This is a genomic window from Streptomyces sp. NPDC041940 (assembly GCF_055589465.1).
In genome coordinates this window covers 32,492-47,720 of the sequence record NZ_JBVJBP010000001.1, presented here as the reverse complement: position 1 = coordinate 47,720, position 15,229 = coordinate 32,492, and the positions used below count along the sequence as shown (strand labels likewise).

Genomic DNA, 15,229 nt, shown 5'->3' with positions numbered 1-15,229 from the left:
CGTACTCATACACACAAGAAGGCGGGCCATCCGATCGGATGGCCCGCCTTCTCATCTTCTGTGGAGCTAAGGAGAATTGAACTCCTGACCTCCTGCATGCCATGCAGGCGCTCTACCAACTGAGCTATAGCCCCTCGCGTCTCCGGGTTTCCCCGGCGGCGACGCCAACATTACTGGCCCATCGGGCCCAACACCAAATCGGTTTCGCCTTGCCTGAAATGACCGATTTGACGGATCTCAGGCCGTGACGAACGAATAGAACCGCTTGAGCGTGCAGTGCTCCTCCAGAAGCCGGCCGTAGATCGGCTCGCCCTCCAGCTCGCGGTACGTCTCGATCGGGTCGCCTTTTATGATCAGCGCCCGCGCGCACTCCTCGCACCAGTACTGGTAGTCGGGATTGATCGGTTCCATGTCACGGACGATCGGAGTCCCGCTGCCGCACCAGTCGCATTTCCGCCTGTGTGCACCCATCGATCAGCTCCAGCTGTGGCCGCAGGCCGTGCACACGTAGGAGATCCCGCCGTTGTCGCCGAGCATCTGGGCCACATGCCCGGAACCGCAGGAAGGGCAGCTGAGGCGGGTGGACATCTGCCGTGTCAACGCTGCTCCGAGGAGGTGGTCGACCTCCTCGAGGATGCTCGCAGGCATCGCTACTCCTCCCGTCGGGCCGCGCTCCCTTCCGGCCGTTTGATTCTGCCACGGCCGGACCAATACGGTCAGCGACGCCTCAGCACCAGTCCGGACACGGCACGCGTCGTGGCCGTAGAGGTATACGCCTCAGCAGGCCCGAGTGACTCAACCCCGGGGGCACGAAAAATCCCGCCCCCAGGAAGGGAACGGGATCTTGACGTGGAGCTAAGGAGAATTGAACTCCTGACCTCCTGCATGCCATGCAGGCGCTCTACCAACTGAGCTATAGCCCCTCGTGTTCCTTCCCCGCTGGCGGGGCGAACAAGAAGAACTTTAGCCTGCGACCTGCCGGAAAGTGAAATCCGAGGTCAGTCGTCGTCACCGAGCACCGGTTCGGGCAGGGTGCCGGCGTTGTGCTCCAGCAGGCGCCAGCCGCGGGCGCCTTCGCCGAGGACGGACCAGCAGCAGTTGGAGAGCCCGCCGAGGCTCTCCCAGTCGCGGGAGTCCAGCCCCAGAAGGCGGCCGATGGTGGTGCGGATGGTGCCGCCGTGACTGACCACGACGAGCGTGCCGCCCTCGGGGAGCTTCTCGGCGTTCCGGAGCACCACGGGAGCGGCGCGGTCGGCGACCTCGCTCTCCAGTTCGCCTCCGCCGCGGCGCACCGGCTCGCCGCGCTTCCACGCGGCGTACTCGTCGCCGTACCGGCTGATGATCTCCTCGTGCGTCAGGCCCTGCCAGACGCCCGCGTAGGTCTCGCGCAGAGCCTCGTCGTGGGTCACGTCGAGGCCGGTGAGCGCGGCGAGTTCGGCGGCCGTGTTCGCGGCCCGCTTCAGGTCGGAGGCGACGATCGTGTCCGGCTTCAGGGAGGCCAGCAGCCGGGCGGCGCGGCGGGCCTGGGCGACGCCGGTCTCGGTGAGCTCGACGTCCGTTGTGCCCTGGAAGCGGCGCTCCACGTTCCACGAGGTCTGGCCGTGCCGCCAGAGGATGACGCGGCGGCCCCGGCCCGGCCTGCCGGCCTCGCCGAAGCTCACCGCCAGTCTCCGTCCAGCTCCGCCGCCTCCTCCGCCGCCTGCAGCTTGGCGTGCTCCTCGGCCTTGCCGCGGGTGGCCTTGGCGTCCTCGGGCAGGTCGAGCTCGGGGCAGTCCTTCCAGAGCCGCTCCAGGGCGTAGAAGACGCGCTCCTCGCTGTGCTGGACGTGGACGACGATGTCGACGTAGTCGAGCAGGACCCAGCGGGCCTCGCGGTCGCCTTCGCGGCGCACCGGCTTGACGCCGAGTTCCTTCTGGAGCCGCTCCTCGATCTCGTCGACGATCGACTTGACCTGGCGGTCGTTGGGTGCCGAGGCCAGCAGGAAGGCGTCCGTGATGGACAGCACGTCACTGACGTCGTAGGCGACGATGTCGTGCGCCAGCTTGTCGGCGGCCGCCTGGGCGGCGGTGATGATGAGCTCGTGAGAGCGGTCGGTCGCGGTCACTACAAGGCTTTCGATCGGCGGACACTTGCCACCAAGGGTCTCACGGACCGCCGTGGGCCCCCCACGTGATTACGGGGATCACATGGGGGGGCGAGCCCTGCCTGCCGGTCGGACTACGGCTTGTAGTCCTGGCCGAGGACCACGGCGACGTCGGCGTTCGCGGAGATCTTGCCCTTGCCGACCGAGCCCGCGGGCAGGCCCAGGGTCTTGGCGACCTCGGCGGCGTTCGCCTTGTCGCCGGCGTCGGCGTAGACGACCTTGGACGCGGCCTGGGCTGCGCCGGCCGTGCCGCCCTCCAGGAAGGTGAAGCCGCCGTTGAGGAGCACGACGCGGGCCTTCTCCGTGTTGTCCTTCACACCGGTGGCGTTCTGGACGGAGACGCTGACCGCGGCGTCCTTGTCGGGGCTCTTGGCGGTGCCGCCGAGTACGTTCCTGACCACACCCGCGCTCGCCTGGGCGCTGAGCGTGCCGTCGGTCTGGACGGGCAGCAGGTCCGTCCTGAAGTCGCCGCCCTTGGCGAGATCGGAGAGCCGGGCGAGGAAGGTGCCGAGGTCCTTGTCGGTCAGGGACGGGTCCAGGATCTGCGCCAGGGTCTGGATCGTGGTCGTGGCCGCCTGCGGATCGGAGGACACCTTGCGCAGGACGCCCTGCATGACCTGCCCGAAGCGCTCCAGCTGGGCGTTCTGGGCCTCGCCGGGGGCGCGGTAGGTGGCGTAGGCGACGGCCATCTTGCCGCTGAGGGTCTGGTCCTTGCCCTGGTTGACCAGGGGGGCCGTGCCCTTCTTCTTGGCGGCGGGGTCGGGGACGTCGGTGTCGGTGTCGACGTCGACGTTGCCGACGAGGTCGACGAGGTTCTGCAGGTAGGGGGTGTCCAGGCGCCAGGTGCCCTGGATGTCGGTGCCGAGGGCCGAGTCGAGGGCGTCGCGGGTGCCGTCGGAGCCGTCGTCCTCGACCGACTTGGCGAGTGTCGTCGTGGTGCCGTCGTCGCTGGTCAGAGCCAGGGAATTGGGCACGAGGACGGTGGTGCCCCGCTTGGTGGTGGTGTTGTCGACGAGGAGGGCCGTGGCGGTGGGGGCGCCGTTGGTGTCGTGCAGGTGGACGACGATCACGTCGCGCTTCTGGGCGCCGGCCGCCGTCGCGGTGCCCGTCGTGGAGTCGTCGGAGGACAGGCCGGGCAGCTTCCCCGCGTACCCGAGGTAGCCGACGCCGCCGGCCGCGGCGAGCGCGAGGACGACGACCAGGGCGACGATCCGGCTGCGGGCGCGGCGCCGGGCCTCCTCACGGCGCTCGGTGCGGTTCTCGGTGAACTTCAGCCAGTCGATGACGTCTTCGGAGTTGGCGTCGGGCTCCTCGACGAAGGCGAACTGCTCGGTGTGGTACTCCGGTTCCGGCCGGCCGGGGGCTTCCTCGTCTGCCGGGCCCGCCTGCTGCGGGATGTGCGCGGTCTGTTCGGCGACGCGGGGCTGCCGGTCCGTGCCGGCGCCGGCCGCGTTCTGGCCGTAGGGGTCGGGGGCAGCGGGGCCGCCCTGGTGGGTGCCGGTGGCGTACGGGTCGTAGGAGCCGTAGGTCCCGTAGTCGTACGCCGGAGGCTGCTGCGCGGCCGTCGCGTACGGGTCGTAGCCGTAGCCCTGCTGCTGGCCTTGCTGGCCTTGCTGGGCGTACGGGTCGTAGGTCTGGGTCTGCTGTGCCGGGATCGGGCGGTAGACAGGCCGGCCGTACTCGTCGTAGCCGACGAGCTCGTACTGGTCGGCGCCATGTCCCGCGGCCCCCGCGTCGTATCGGTCGTTCACCGGTGCCCCTCTCGGCTCACTCGCCGCGGTACAGCTCGCGCTTGTCGATATAGCGCACGACTCCGTCCGGCACCAGATACCAGATCGGGTCGCCCTTGGCGACTCTCGCACGGCAGTCGGTGGAGGAGATGGCGAGGGCGGGAACCTCGACGAGGGAGACGCCGCCCTCCGGGAGTCCGGGGTCGTTCAGGTGGTGGCCCGGCCGGGTGACCCCGATGAAGTGCGCCAGGGAGATCAGCTCCTCGCTGTCCCGCCAGGTGAGGATCTGGGCGAGCGCGTCGGCGCCGGTGATGAAGAAGAGGTCCGTGTCCGGGTTGAGCGCGCGCAGGTCGCGCAGGGTGTCCACGGTGTAGGTGGCACCGCCGCGGTCGATGTCGATACGGCTCACGGAGAACTGCGGGTTCTCGGCGGTCGCGATGACCGTCATCAGATAGCGGTCCTCGGCCGGGGAGACGCTGCGGTGGCTCTTCTGCCAGGGCTGGCCGGTCGGGACGAAGACCACCTCGTCGAGGTGGAACGCCGCGGCCACCTCGCTGGCCGCGACCAGGTGCCCGTGGTGGATCGGGTCGAAGGTGCCGCCCATGACGCCGAGGCGGCGCTTGCCCGGCCGCGACGGACCGGATCCGGGGCCGTCGGCCCCGCGGGGCTCCGAGGCGGCCTGGCGGGGCTCCGTGGCGGCACGGCGAGGCTCCGAGTGTCGCTCGGTGCCGCTCGCCGTGTCCTGTGCCGGGTCGTGCGGCGTCTCGTTCGCCGGACCGGTAGGCATGTCCTGCTCTCCCATGCGTGCAGACCCTACCGGCCCTGCCTGAGGGGTCCGGCCGCCCCTGTGATCCCCGCAATGCCCTGCGCGGGGCACCCTGCCGGGCTCAGCGGTCGCGGTTGAAGCGGGTGGTGATCCACAGCAGGAGCAGCAGGATGAAGAGGGCGGCGCCACCGGTGAGGTAGGGGCTGAGGCTCTCGTGGTTTCCGCCGTGCTCCTCGCCCTCGGCGGCGAGGGTGACCAACTGGGCAGCGGTGCTGTGGAAGCTCATCTTCGGCAGGACCTATCGCGTGTGGGCGGCATAAAGACGTCGGCTCATCGTAAGCGGGCGCCCCGAACGCGATCACCCCGACTCCGCATGTCGGTGACGGGGAACCTTCCCGGTGCCTCAGTCGTCCTTCCGTCTGTAGCCACGCAGCAGGAACCACGCGGTCAGCACACAGCCCAGGATCATCACGATGAGGACGATCCGGAGCATCCCCGGTCCCTGCCGCTCGGCGGCGCTCGCGGCCTCGGCGAGCCAGGCGGATGCGGGGTGGTGCTCCATGACGGTGGTTCCCTTCGCTGTACTGCCCGACCACCGTAACTCCGCCTAGGCTGGGCTCTGCCTCGGGGAAGCAAAAGGCCGCACAAGGGGCCGCAAAGGCCACACAGACGCATGGGGGAAGACATGTCCGACGGCCACGAGCACAGCGGGCACGAGCATGTGCCCAGCAGGCAGCGCAGGCGCTTCCCCGGAATCTCCTCGCGTACGTACGAGCACCCGGCCGACCGCTCCGCCCTGGTGGCGCTGCGCAAGCTCAGCGGTTTCGACACGGTGTTCAAGGCGCTCAGCGGTCTGCTGCCCGAGCGCAGTCTGAGGCTGCTGTTCCTGTCCGACTCGGTACGGGTCTCGGACCAGCAGTTCACCCATCTGAACGTGATGCTGCGGGACGCCTGCTACATCCTGGACCTGGAGAAGGTCCCGCCGATGTACGTGAACCAGGACCCGGTGCCGAACGCGATGTGCATCGGCCTGGACGAGCCGATCATCGTCGTCACGACCGGGCTCGTCGAGCTGCTCGACGAGGAGGAGATGCGGGCGGTCGTCGGGCACGAGGTGGGGCACGCGCTGTCCGGCCACTCGGTCTACCGGACGATCCTGCTGTTCCTGACCAGCCTCGCCGTCCGGGTCGCCTGGATCCCGCTGGGCAACCTCGCGATCATGGCGATCGTGACCGGGCTGCGGGAGTGGTTCCGCAAGTCGGAGCTGTCGGCGGACCGGGCGGGGCTGCTGGTCGGCCAGGACCTGACCGCCTCCATGCGCGGCCTGATGAAGATCGCGGGCGGCAACCACCTGCACGAGATGAACGTGGACGCGTTCCTCGCTCAGGCCGAGGAGTACGAGGCCGGGGGCGACCTGCGGGACTCCGTGCTGAAGATCCTGAACGTGCTGCCCCGTTCCCACCCCTTCACCACCGTGCGCGCGGCCGAGCTGAAGAAGTGGGCCGAGTCGCGGGACTACCAGCGGATCATGGACGGCCACTACCCCCGGCGCGACGAGGACAAGGACACCTCGGTCAGGGACTCCTGGCGGGACTCGGCGAACCACTACACGAGCCATGTGAAGAGCTCCAAGGACCCGCTGATGAAGCTGGTCACGGACCTCGCCGACGGCGCCGGTGACCTGGGCGACCGGGTCCGCCGGGGCTTCGGCGGTTTCACGAACTCGTCCCCGAAGCCGCCGCAGGACCCGGAGGCACCGGGTACGCCGGGCTCCCCGGGGCCGGACTCCCCCGGAGACGACCAGCCGCCGCGCGGCAACAGCTGAGGCGCCCGAGCCGCCCCGTCTCACACCTTCGGCTGCGCGCTCGTCGCCAGGGACCCGCACAGGGCCGTCGCACTGCCTGTGGCATAGGGGTCCGTGCCGGCGGGGCCGCCTTCCTTGGCCGTCTGGCCGGCCAGGAGGGGGCGGAGGTGGTTCGTGGAGTCCTCGGCGCAGGAGAGCGGTCCGGCCTGGACGTAGGAGACGACCAGCTGGCCCTGGTGCAGGCGCAGGTCGTCGCGGTCGAAGCGGAAGTGCAGCTCGCGCCGGACGGTGAACAGGGACACCTCGTCCTTGCCGTCGGCCCCGGCGGGCCGCAGCGCGTACACGAACGTGTGGTCGGCGGTGACCTCGAGCGTGGACGAGTCGGCCTCGGCCGCCTGCAGGGTGCCCTGGACCCGCACCTTGCGGTCGGCCAGCTCCGCGCGGGAGGGGTCGAAGCGGACCAGCCAGCCGGTGGGCGCGTGCCGTCCGTCCGCGGTGGGGCGGGAGAAGCTCTGGTCGAACTGACCCAGTTGCTCGGGGTCGAGCAGGACGCGGACCGCGCGGACCTCACCGCCCGTGAGCACGTCCGGGTCGAGGGCCGACCGGACGATGTAGTCCTTGGCGGTGGACAGGGCGGACACGACCTGGCTGTCCGAGAAGTGCGCGGTGCGCCGCGAGGCGGGCAGCGGCACGCCCTCCGCGCCGCTCTTGAACTGTGCGGCGGGGCTGTGCTCGTACAGATACGCCGTGTCGGCCGTGCCGGGCACCTTGCCCGCGGGGGCGAGCGGGATGACGGTCATCCGCAGGGGCTCGGCGGGCTCCTGGGCGGCGGGGGTCTGGTAGGGGTGCCGTACACCCATGTAGATCGCGGTGCCGAAGGCGACGGCGATCAGCAGGACCAGGACCAGTGCCTGCCGGGACAGGCCCCGGCGCAGGGGCGGACGGCGGCGCACGGCGGGCGCGTGGTCGGCGATGCGCTCCTGAGCGGAGAATTCCTGGAGGCGGGCAGCACGAATGAACGATTCGTCGAAGACGACGGATCGATACTCGTCCTCTCCACCTCCGGGAGCGCCCTCGGGGGCCCCCTCAGGTGGGTCGCCAGGCCCGCCCATATCTTCAGGGTAGGTCGCCGGAAGGTCAGGTAAACGCCCCGCTCCATGACAAGTTCTGACAGGTTCTCACCAGGACAGGCGGGTTCCGGTCAGGGGGTGCGCGGGATCACCGAGACGGCGGGCCCGGTGTAATCGGCGGACGCGGAGGGGGTCGCGCCACCGCTCTGTTCCAGCCCGGTCGAGGTGGGCGTCGGCAGGGGCTCCTGGCGATTCGAGGACGCGCCCCGGTAGACCGCCGTGAAGGCCAGCGCGACCATGCCGATGCCCATCACGAGGGCGAGCAGCCAGGCCACGGGGCGGTGCCAGCGGACCTGCTTGCCGTACGGACCCGTGCCGCGGTACTCGTCCTCGATGATGTCGGGGTCGTCCAGCTCGTCGAGGTCGGGATCATGGCCGAAATCGCCATGCCTCTCGGAGCCGTACCCGTCGTCGTAGCGCTCGCCTCTGGAGTGGGCGCGGCGCGCCTCCGCTTCGGAGGCCTCGGCTCTCGCCTGTGCGGCGGCAAGGAGGCGCTCCACGGCGGTCGGCTCGTGCACCACGGCCGCGCTGACGAAGGCCTCGTCGAAGACCACGGAGGCGAACTCTTCGTCCGACACCCCGCGGTCGTGGTCGTCGTCGGGCTCCCGGCCGTCCGGAAACGGCGTGCCCCCCACGTCCTCCGGCACGGATCCAGAGTAGACCTGGGGGGTCAATTTGGGCAGACGGTATGGAAATTCATCCGCCGGTTGAGACGGCGTTCACGGGGCTCCCTACGGCGCACGCCCGGCCGGTCCGCCCCTGCCGCACGCATATGCGCCGCTCCCCATACTCACGCGGCGGGCGCTCAGCGGCGCACGTGCCCGTCCCCGGTCACGATGTACTTCGTGCTGGTCAGCTCCGGCAGGCCCATCGGGCCGCGGGCGTGCAGCTTCTGCGTGGAGATGCCGATCTCCGCGCCGAAGCCGAACTGGCCGCCGTCGGTGAAGCGGGTGGAGGTGTTCACGGCGACGGTGGTCGAGTCGACCAGCTGGGTGAAGCGGCGGGCGGCCTGCTGGGAGGTCGTGACGATGGCCTCGGTGTGGCCGGAGGTCCACAGCCGGATGTGCTCGACGGCCTTGTCCAGGGAGTCCACCACGGCCGCGGCGATGTCGTACGACAGGTACTCCCGCTCCCAGTCCTCGGCCGTCGCCTCGACGACGGTCGCCTTGGAGTCCTTGGCGAAGGCCAGCACACGCTCGTCGGCGTGCACGGTCACCCCGGCTCCGGCGAGGGCCTCCAGGGCGCGGGGCAGGAACTCGGCGGCGATGTCCTGGTGGACCAGGAGGGTCTCGGCGGCGTTGCAGACGCCGACCCGCTGGGCCTTGGAGTTGATCAGGATGTCGACGGCCATGTCGAGGTCGGCGGCGGCGTCGACGTAGACGTGGCAGTTTCCGGTGCCTGTCTCGATGACCGGGACCGTCGACTCCCGCACGACCGTGTTGATCAGCGAGGCGCCGCCGCGCGGGATGAGCACGTCGACCAGGCCGCGGGCGCGCATCAGCTCGCGCACGCTGTCGCGGCTCTCGCCGGGGACGAGCTGGATGGCGTCGGCGGGCAGCCCGGCCCCGCCCACGGCGTCGCGCAGGACGCGCACGAGGGCGGTGTTCGACTGGTAGGCCGAGGAGGAGCCCCGCAGCAGGACCGCGTTGCCGGACTTCAGGCAGAGGGCGGCGGCGTCGACGGTGACGTTCGGCCGGCCCTCGTAGATGATCCCGACGACGCCGAGCGGCACGCGGACCTGGCGCAGGTCGATGCCGTTGGGCAGCGTGGAGCCGCGGACGACCTCGCCGACCGGGTCGGGCAGCGCGACGACGTCGCGCACGTCGGAGGCGATGGCGCGGACCCGCTCGGGGGTGAGGGTGAGCCGGTCGATCATGCCTTCGCTGATGCCGGCCTCGCGGGCCTTGGCGACGTCCTTGCCATTGGCCTCGACGATCTCGCTCGTACGGACCTCCAGCGCGTCCGCGATGGCGAGCAGCGCGTCGTCCTTGTCGGCCCGTGGCAGCGGCGCGAGGCTCGCGGCGGCGGCCTTGGCGCGGTAGGCGGCCTCGGTGACCGGGGACATCGAGTCGTACGGCGAAAGCGTGGTCATGAAAGAAGCGTAGTGCGCCGGGCCGGTGCGTTCATCGTTCGTTTCACACCCCGAGACACCCCCGGGGCACTCCCGAGACACCCCCTGGACCGGGTCAGAACGGGTGAACTCCGACCGGGGACGCCGGCGGCGGTCCGTACCCCTCGGCGACGCGCTGGTGGTAGGTCGCGCGGTCGATGACCTCCAGGCCGACGATCTCCCAGGGCGGCAGCCCGGCGGTCTGCCGGTGCTCGCCCCACAGGCGCAGGGCGACGGCGGCCGCGTCGTGCAGGTCGCGGGCCTCCTCCCAGTAGCGGATCTCCGCGTGGTCGACCGCGTAGCGGCTCGTCAGGAGGAAGGGGTGGTCGTGGGCGAGCTGTTCCAGGGCCCGCCGGACCTCGGTGAGCGGGGCCTCCCGGCCGGAGACGCTGAGGGTGACGTGCCACAGGCGCGGGATGTCGCCGGGGGCCTCGCCCTGGAACCGGTCCCCGGCCGCCACACTGGTCAGGGCACGCTCGTCACCGGCCGCGCGGGAGCCGGCACCACCACGGGACGCCGTGGCCCCAGGGCGCACTCGTCTCACGACGGCCTCCTTTGCACAGTGGTGCTCCTGCGGAATATTGCCCTGAGACAAAGTTCAGCAGGCCGCAAGGGATCGCGTGGCGGTTTTGCGGAACGTCCACCACCGGGGGCGGATGTTTCGGCCCATTACGGGTGGAGGACCACCAGGTCGTCCCTGTGTACGACCTCGCGTTCGTACGCGGGGCCGAGTTCGCGGGCCAGTTCGCGGGTGGAGCGGCCGATCAGCCGGGGGATCTCCTTGGCGTCGAAGTTGACGAGCCCGCGGGCCACCGCCCGTCCAGTGCCGTCCCGCAGCTCGACCGGGTCGCCGGCGCTGAACTCGCCCTCGACGGCGGCGATCCCGGCCGGCAGCAGCGACTTGCGGCGGTCCACGACGGCCTGGACGGCACCGTCGTCCAGGGTCAGCGCGCCCTGCGGGGTGGAGGCGTGCTGGAGCCACAGCAGCCGGTCGGCGGAGCGCTTGCCGGTGGGGTGGAAGTGGGTGCCGGTGTCCTCACCGGTCAGGGCGTCGGCCGCGTGGACGGCGCTGGTGAGCACGACGGGGACACCGGCGGCGGCCGCGATCCGGGCGGCCTCGACCTTGGTGACCATGCCGCCGGTGCCGACGCCGGCCTTGCCCGCGCTGCCGATCTCGACGTGCGCGAGGTCGGAGGGCTCGCGCACCTCGGCGATACGGGAGGTGCCGGGCCTCGCGGGGTCGCCGTCGTAGACGCCGTCCACGTCGGACAGCAGGACCAGCAGGTCGGCGTGGACGAGGTGGGCGACCAGGGCGGCGAGGCGGTCGTTGTCGCCGAAGCGGATCTCGTCCGTGGCGACGGTGTCGTTCTCGTTGACGATCGGGAAGGCGCCCATCGCGAGCAGCTTGTCGAGGGTGCGCGAGGCGTTGCGGTGGTGGGCGCGGCGGCTCATGTCGTCGGAGGTCAGCAGCACCTGGCCGACGCGGACGCCGTAGCGGGCGAAGGAGGCGGTGTAGCGGGCGACGAGCAGGCCCTGGCCGACGCTGGCGGCGGCCTGCTGCCGGGCGAGGTCCTTGGGCCGGCGGCGCAGGCCCAGCGGGGCGAGACCGGCGGCGATGGCGCCGGACGAGACCAGGACGATTTCCCGCTCCCCGCCGCTGCGGACCTTGGCGAGCACGTCGACCAGCGCGTCCACACGGTCCGCGTCCAGGCCGCCCGAGGCGGTGGTCAGCGAGGAGGAACCGACCTTGACGACGATTCTGCGGGCCTCGCCCACGGCCTGCCTTGCCCCTGCCACGTCCCCGTCCGCCCCTCGCGTCGATTCGGTCCCTCACCAGGAAATCTACGGGACGGCGCGGGGCGGCGCGGCGCCGGTCCACGCTACGGACGGTGCCGCCCGCGTCACGGGACGGCAGTCGCGCTGTTTCCGTCCCACCCCACGACAGGAATGCGATCTTCCGCTACGGTCCGACGTCACGGCGGGACGGTAGTGCCCTCTACGGCCCGGCGACACGCGCGTGTCGTCGGGAGGTCGCCGCGCGTTAACCCGGACGGCCGACCTGCGCCGACACCCGACGCTCCTGGAGTGACCGCAGTGCCCGTACCTCTTCCCCGTCCACCGGCCCTGCTGAAGGGGCTGGTCACCGTCGTCCTGGCCGCCGCGTTCGCCGCTCAGGCGGTCGCGGCGCTGCTGCCCCACGTACCGCTGCTGATCGCCGCGACCGCCGTCTCCCTGGCCACCGAGGGCGCCCTGTACCGGTGGCAGCGCGGGGTGCTGTCGCTGTTCGCCAAGTCGCACGCGGACATCACCGTGCGGCACGTCCTGCGCGATCTGCTGCTGGTCGTGGGCCTGCTGCGGCTCGGCGAGCAGGACCGGGAGACGGTGTACGCCCCGCTGGTGGCCGGGCTGCTCGCCTTCTACGTGCTGCACTGCGCGATCCAGGCGGTCTCCGTCCTGGTGCGCCGTACCCGCACCCTGCCGGTGGTGACCCGGAACATCGACGCCTCGGTGCTGCGGCTGTCCCCGGCCCCGGCCGTGCTGCTGCGCCGCCCCGGCCACCGACTGCTGGCGTTCGGCCTGCCCGCGACGGCCGGGCTGCTGGCCGCCGCGCCGGGCGACGAGCCGGTGTACGCGGCGGCGGGCATCGCGCTCTCCCTCGCCCTCGCGCTGACCGGCCTCGGCGCGCTGCTGCTCCGGCTGCTGCCGGGCCGCCGCCCGGCCGGTGAGCAGGAGGTGCTCGAGTGGTTCGACGCGTGGCTGGCCGCGTACCGGCCGACGGTCGGTCTGTACTTCTCCGGCGGCGCCGCCTCGGCCTACCAGGCGAACATGTGGCTGGAGCCGCTCGCGCGGGTGGACGGCAGGCCGGTCATCGTGCTGCGCGAGCGGTTCATGGTGCAGAAGATCGCGGCGACGGACATCCCGGTCGTCTGTCTGCCGAAGGTGTCGACGCTGATGCGTCTTGAGCACTCCACGCTGCAGGTGCTCGTCCACCCGTCGAACTCCGGCAAGACCTCCCAGGTGCTGCGCATCCCCACGATCAAGCACACCTTCGTCAACCACGGCGAGAGCGACAAGCTGTCCTCGTGCAACCCGTACGCGAAGGCCTACGACGAGGTGTGGGTGGCCGGGCCCGCCGCGCGCGAGCGGTACGCGCTGGCCGAGGTGGGCGTCGAGGACAAGGACGTGGTGGAGACCGGCCGCCCGCAGCTGGACGCCGTACGGCCGTACGCGGGCCCGCCGGCCGGTGCGTGGACGACGGTCCTGTACGCGCCGACCTGGGAGGGCTGGGACGGCAACCCCGGCAACACCTCGGTGATCGCGGCCGGCGAGAACCTGGTGCGGGCGCTGCTCGCCGACCCGGGCGTGCGGCTGCTGTACAAGCCGCATCCGCTGACGGGGTCGGTGGACCCGCGCGCGGGCGCGGCCGATCTGCGGATCCGGGAGCTGATCCGGGCGGCGAACCGGGAACGGACGGGGGCTCGCCCGCCGGGCGACGTCGGACTCGACCGTCTCACGCGGGAGTTGGACCGCCTCACCACGGCCGACTTCCGGGCCGGGGCCGACACGGTGGAGCGCATGCGGGTGCAGTCGGCGCCGGAGCCGGGCCGGGCCGAGGCGGTGGCGCGGGCGACGACGGCCTGGGAGGAGGCGTACTGGGCGTCGCTGCCGGAGGGTGAGCACCAGGTCATCACGGACGTCCGGCCCGCGCTGTACTCCTGCTTCGATGTGGCGGACCTGCTGGTCAGTGATGTGTCGAGCGTGATCAGCGACTTCCTGGCGAGCGAGAAGCCGCACGCGGTGGCGAACACCAGCGGGCTGAGCGAGGACGCGTTCCGTACGGCGTTCCCGACGGTGGCTGCGGCGACGGTGCTGTCGCCGGACGCCGACGGGGTGCCTGCCCTGCTGGAGGCGGTCCGGCACCCGGAGAAGGACGGACTGGCCGAGGCACGGGCCGCGTTGAAGCTGCGTCTGCTGGGACCGGCCGAGCCGCCGTCCCAGGAGCGCTTCAACACGGCCGTGCGGGAGCTGTGCGAGACGGCCGGGGAGCACCGGGCACGGGTGGCGGAACGGCTGGCCGCCGAACTGCCCGGCCAGCGCACCGGGGCAGCGGTCCCGACCGCACCGCGCTGAGCGGCGGTACGGGCGGAACGAACGCGAGGGCCGTGCGAAAGCCGGCCCCCGCTTCCGTGGTCACGCCGCCGACCGCACCTCACGCGGCGTCAGCACCCGCCGCGCCTTGCGCACCGCCCGTCGTACGAACGTGTGGGCGCCGCCCTCGCGGTAGCCCGGGAAGGCCCGGGCCTCGCGCGGCTCGGCGAGGTACACCGAGTCGGGTATGCCCGCGTCGCGGTCGCGGAAGTGCGGGTAGGCCAGGTAGACACGGCGGCCCTTGCGCTCCAGGAGCGCCGCCGCCTGCTTCTTGGCCTTGACGAACTTCACGACCTCGACGAGGAGTTCGGGCCGCTGCTCGGCGACCAGGTGCAGCCGCAGCCGCTCGTGGACCTTGAGGCGCTGGGCGGCGCCCTCGGTCCAGTGGGCGTCCAGCAGGGGCTTGGCCAGCTCGAACTTGTGCCGGCGGATCTCCTCGCTGTCCGTGAGGTACTTGGGCCCGAACTGCGGCAGCAGCGTGACCAGTAAGGGCCGCAGCATCAGCTGGTCGCGCCGGCCGCCGGCGGGGACGTGCTCGGCGATGAGGTTCATCAGGGCCCGCGCCGAGTCGAACCGCAGCGCGTAGCTGCCGCTCTTGGTCACGTGCTTGCCGTCGTCGCGGCCGACCAGGTAGTAGCAGGTGTGGTCGGCGACCACGGAGACGCCGTCCGCCCGCAGGTAGGCCTCCATGGTGAACAGCGCGTCCTCGCCGGTGAACAGCGACTCGTCGAACCGCATGCCGTGCCGGTCCAGCAGCTCGCGGCGGAACAGTTTCTGCGCGCTGAGCGTGAACTTGATGTTGGAGGAGAAGACGTCGGTCCGCTCCACCGTCTTGCCCCACATGGACTTCGGCGCGGAGCGGTTGACGCCCTCGACCTTGCCGAGGACGACGTCCGTGCCCGCGCGGTCGGCCATGGCGACCATCCGCTCCAGGGCCTCGGGGCCCAGCCGGTCGTCGGCGTCGAGGAAGAAGACGTACCGCCCTGTCGCCTTGGACAGGCCGACATTGCGCGGGCCGCTGGGGCCGCCGGAGTTCTCCTGCCGGATCACCAGGACGTGCATGGGAGCGCGCTCGGCGAACTCCTCCAGGTACTCCCCCGTCCCGTCCGTCGACCCGTCGTCCACCGCGATGACCTCGACGCGCTCTGGATCGATGGTCTGTGCCTCGACGGACGAGAGGCACTCGATCAGATACGGCATCGCTTCGTACGCACCGATGATCACACTCACATCAGGCTGCGCAACGGTCACGTTTCCCCCTAGTCAATGGGATATTCCCCCCGTATCGCCTCATTCGCTACTTGGTAGACGGGTGATCAGGGCAAGCGGTTGCCTCGCACGCACGTGTTAGTGGGACACGTCACACAATGAATCGACAGACAGCGGGCACGCGAAAG

Annotated in this window: 16 protein-coding genes and 2 tRNA genes; 2 read left to right on the top strand and 16 right to left on the bottom strand. The window is 71.1% G+C overall.

Annotated elements, in window-relative coordinates:
• Positions 1–61 precede the first annotated feature (61 nt).
• The 10 genes from ACZ6I3_RS00210 to ACZ6I3_RS00165 form a co-directional block, all read right to left on the bottom strand.
• Positions 62–134: transfer RNA gene (locus ACZ6I3_RS00210), tRNA-Ala, on the bottom strand.
• 103 nt (positions 135–237) lie between these two features.
• Positions 238–471, bottom strand: coding sequence for a hypothetical protein (locus tag ACZ6I3_RS00205; protein WP_006136074.1), 234 nt, complete (start codon positions 469–471; stop codon positions 238–240).
• 3 nt (positions 472–474) lie between these two features.
• The gene (locus ACZ6I3_RS00200; protein WP_382493611.1) at positions 475–648 is read right to left on the bottom strand and encodes a hypothetical protein; all 174 of its coding nucleotides are present in this window, start codon (positions 646–648) and stop codon (positions 475–477) included.
• Between the two features lie 202 nt (positions 649–850).
• Positions 851–923 (bottom strand) — tRNA-Ala (locus tag ACZ6I3_RS00195).
• Between the two features lie 75 nt (positions 924–998).
• Positions 999–1,667: a histidine phosphatase family protein gene (locus ACZ6I3_RS00190; RefSeq protein ID WP_469411646.1), complete on the bottom strand. Its 669-nt coding sequence runs from the start codon at positions 1,665–1,667 to the stop codon at positions 999–1,001.
• Complete coding sequence (rsfS, locus tag ACZ6I3_RS00185) at positions 1,658–2,104, bottom strand: ribosome silencing factor (protein ID WP_382826907.1); 447 nt, start codon at positions 2,102–2,104, stop codon at positions 1,658–1,660. Before rsfS ends, ACZ6I3_RS00190 begins: the two co-directional genes overlap by 10 nt.
• 113 nt (positions 2,105–2,217) lie before the next feature.
• The gene (locus ACZ6I3_RS00180; protein ID WP_469410603.1) at positions 2,218–3,894 is read right to left on the bottom strand and encodes a LytR C-terminal domain-containing protein; all 1,677 of its coding nucleotides are present in this window, start codon (positions 3,892–3,894) and stop codon (positions 2,218–2,220) included.
• Positions 3,895–3,910: 16 nt separating this feature from the next.
• Positions 3,911–4,675 carry a nicotinate-nucleotide adenylyltransferase gene (gene nadD, locus ACZ6I3_RS00175; protein WP_468189670.1) on the bottom strand — a complete coding sequence of 255 codons (765 nt, stop codon included), beginning with the start codon at positions 4,673–4,675 and terminating at the stop codon, positions 3,911–3,913.
• Positions 4,676–4,760: 85 nt separating this feature from the next.
• Positions 4,761–4,925 (bottom strand): hypothetical protein, encoded by a 165-nt coding sequence (locus ACZ6I3_RS00170; RefSeq protein ID WP_094057638.1) that lies wholly within the window; start codon positions 4,923–4,925, stop codon positions 4,761–4,763.
• A gap of 117 nt (positions 4,926–5,042) precedes the next feature.
• Complete coding sequence (locus ACZ6I3_RS00165) at positions 5,043–5,201, bottom strand: hypothetical protein (protein WP_468189672.1); 159 nt, start codon at positions 5,199–5,201, stop codon at positions 5,043–5,045.
• Between the two features lie 123 nt (positions 5,202–5,324).
• On the opposite strand from ACZ6I3_RS00165, the gene ACZ6I3_RS00160 reads away from it, so the two are divergent.
• Entirely contained in the window at positions 5,325–6,464 is a 1,140-nt protein-coding gene (locus ACZ6I3_RS00160) for a M48 family metallopeptidase (RefSeq protein ID WP_469410602.1), read from the top strand.
• 20 nt (positions 6,465–6,484) lie between these two features.
• Here ACZ6I3_RS00160 and ACZ6I3_RS00155 read toward each other — a convergent pair whose 3' ends face one another.
• The 5 genes from ACZ6I3_RS00155 to proB all read right to left on the bottom strand — a co-directional run bounded on the left by ACZ6I3_RS00155 (position 6,485) and on the right by proB (position 11,459).
• The gene (locus tag ACZ6I3_RS00155) at positions 6,485–7,555 is read right to left on the bottom strand and encodes an SCO2583 family membrane protein (protein WP_469410601.1); all 1,071 of its coding nucleotides are present in this window, start codon (positions 7,553–7,555) and stop codon (positions 6,485–6,487) included.
• A gap of 89 nt (positions 7,556–7,644) precedes the next feature.
• Complete coding sequence (locus tag ACZ6I3_RS00150; RefSeq protein WP_469410600.1) at positions 7,645–8,220, bottom strand: SCO2584 family spore wall biosynthesis protein; 576 nt, start codon at positions 8,218–8,220, stop codon at positions 7,645–7,647.
• A 158-nt stretch (positions 8,221–8,378) separates the two neighbouring features.
• On the bottom strand, positions 8,379–9,665 hold the full coding sequence (locus ACZ6I3_RS00145) for a glutamate-5-semialdehyde dehydrogenase (protein ID WP_469410599.1): 1,287 nt from the start codon (positions 9,663–9,665) through the stop codon (positions 8,379–8,381).
• Between the two features lie 94 nt (positions 9,666–9,759).
• Entirely contained in the window at positions 9,760–10,218 is a 459-nt protein-coding gene (locus tag ACZ6I3_RS00140; protein ID WP_469411645.1) for a hypothetical protein, read from the bottom strand.
• Positions 10,219–10,352: 134 nt separating this feature from the next.
• Entirely contained in the window at positions 10,353–11,459 is a 1,107-nt protein-coding gene (gene proB, locus ACZ6I3_RS00135; RefSeq protein ID WP_382827162.1) for a glutamate 5-kinase, read from the bottom strand.
• 318 nt (positions 11,460–11,777) lie between these two features.
• On the opposite strand from proB, the gene ACZ6I3_RS00130 reads away from it, so the two are divergent.
• A complete protein-coding gene (locus tag ACZ6I3_RS00130; protein ID WP_469411643.1) occupies positions 11,778–13,814 on the top strand; it encodes a hypothetical protein in 2,037 nt (678 codons plus the stop codon).
• A gap of 60 nt (positions 13,815–13,874) precedes the next feature.
• Here the strand turns inward: ACZ6I3_RS00130 and ACZ6I3_RS00125 are convergent, their stop codons facing one another.
• Positions 13,875–15,083: a glycosyltransferase family 2 protein gene (locus tag ACZ6I3_RS00125; protein ID WP_469410598.1), complete on the bottom strand. Its 1,209-nt coding sequence runs from the start codon at positions 15,081–15,083 to the stop codon at positions 13,875–13,877.
• Positions 15,084–15,229: the final 146 nt, after the last annotated feature.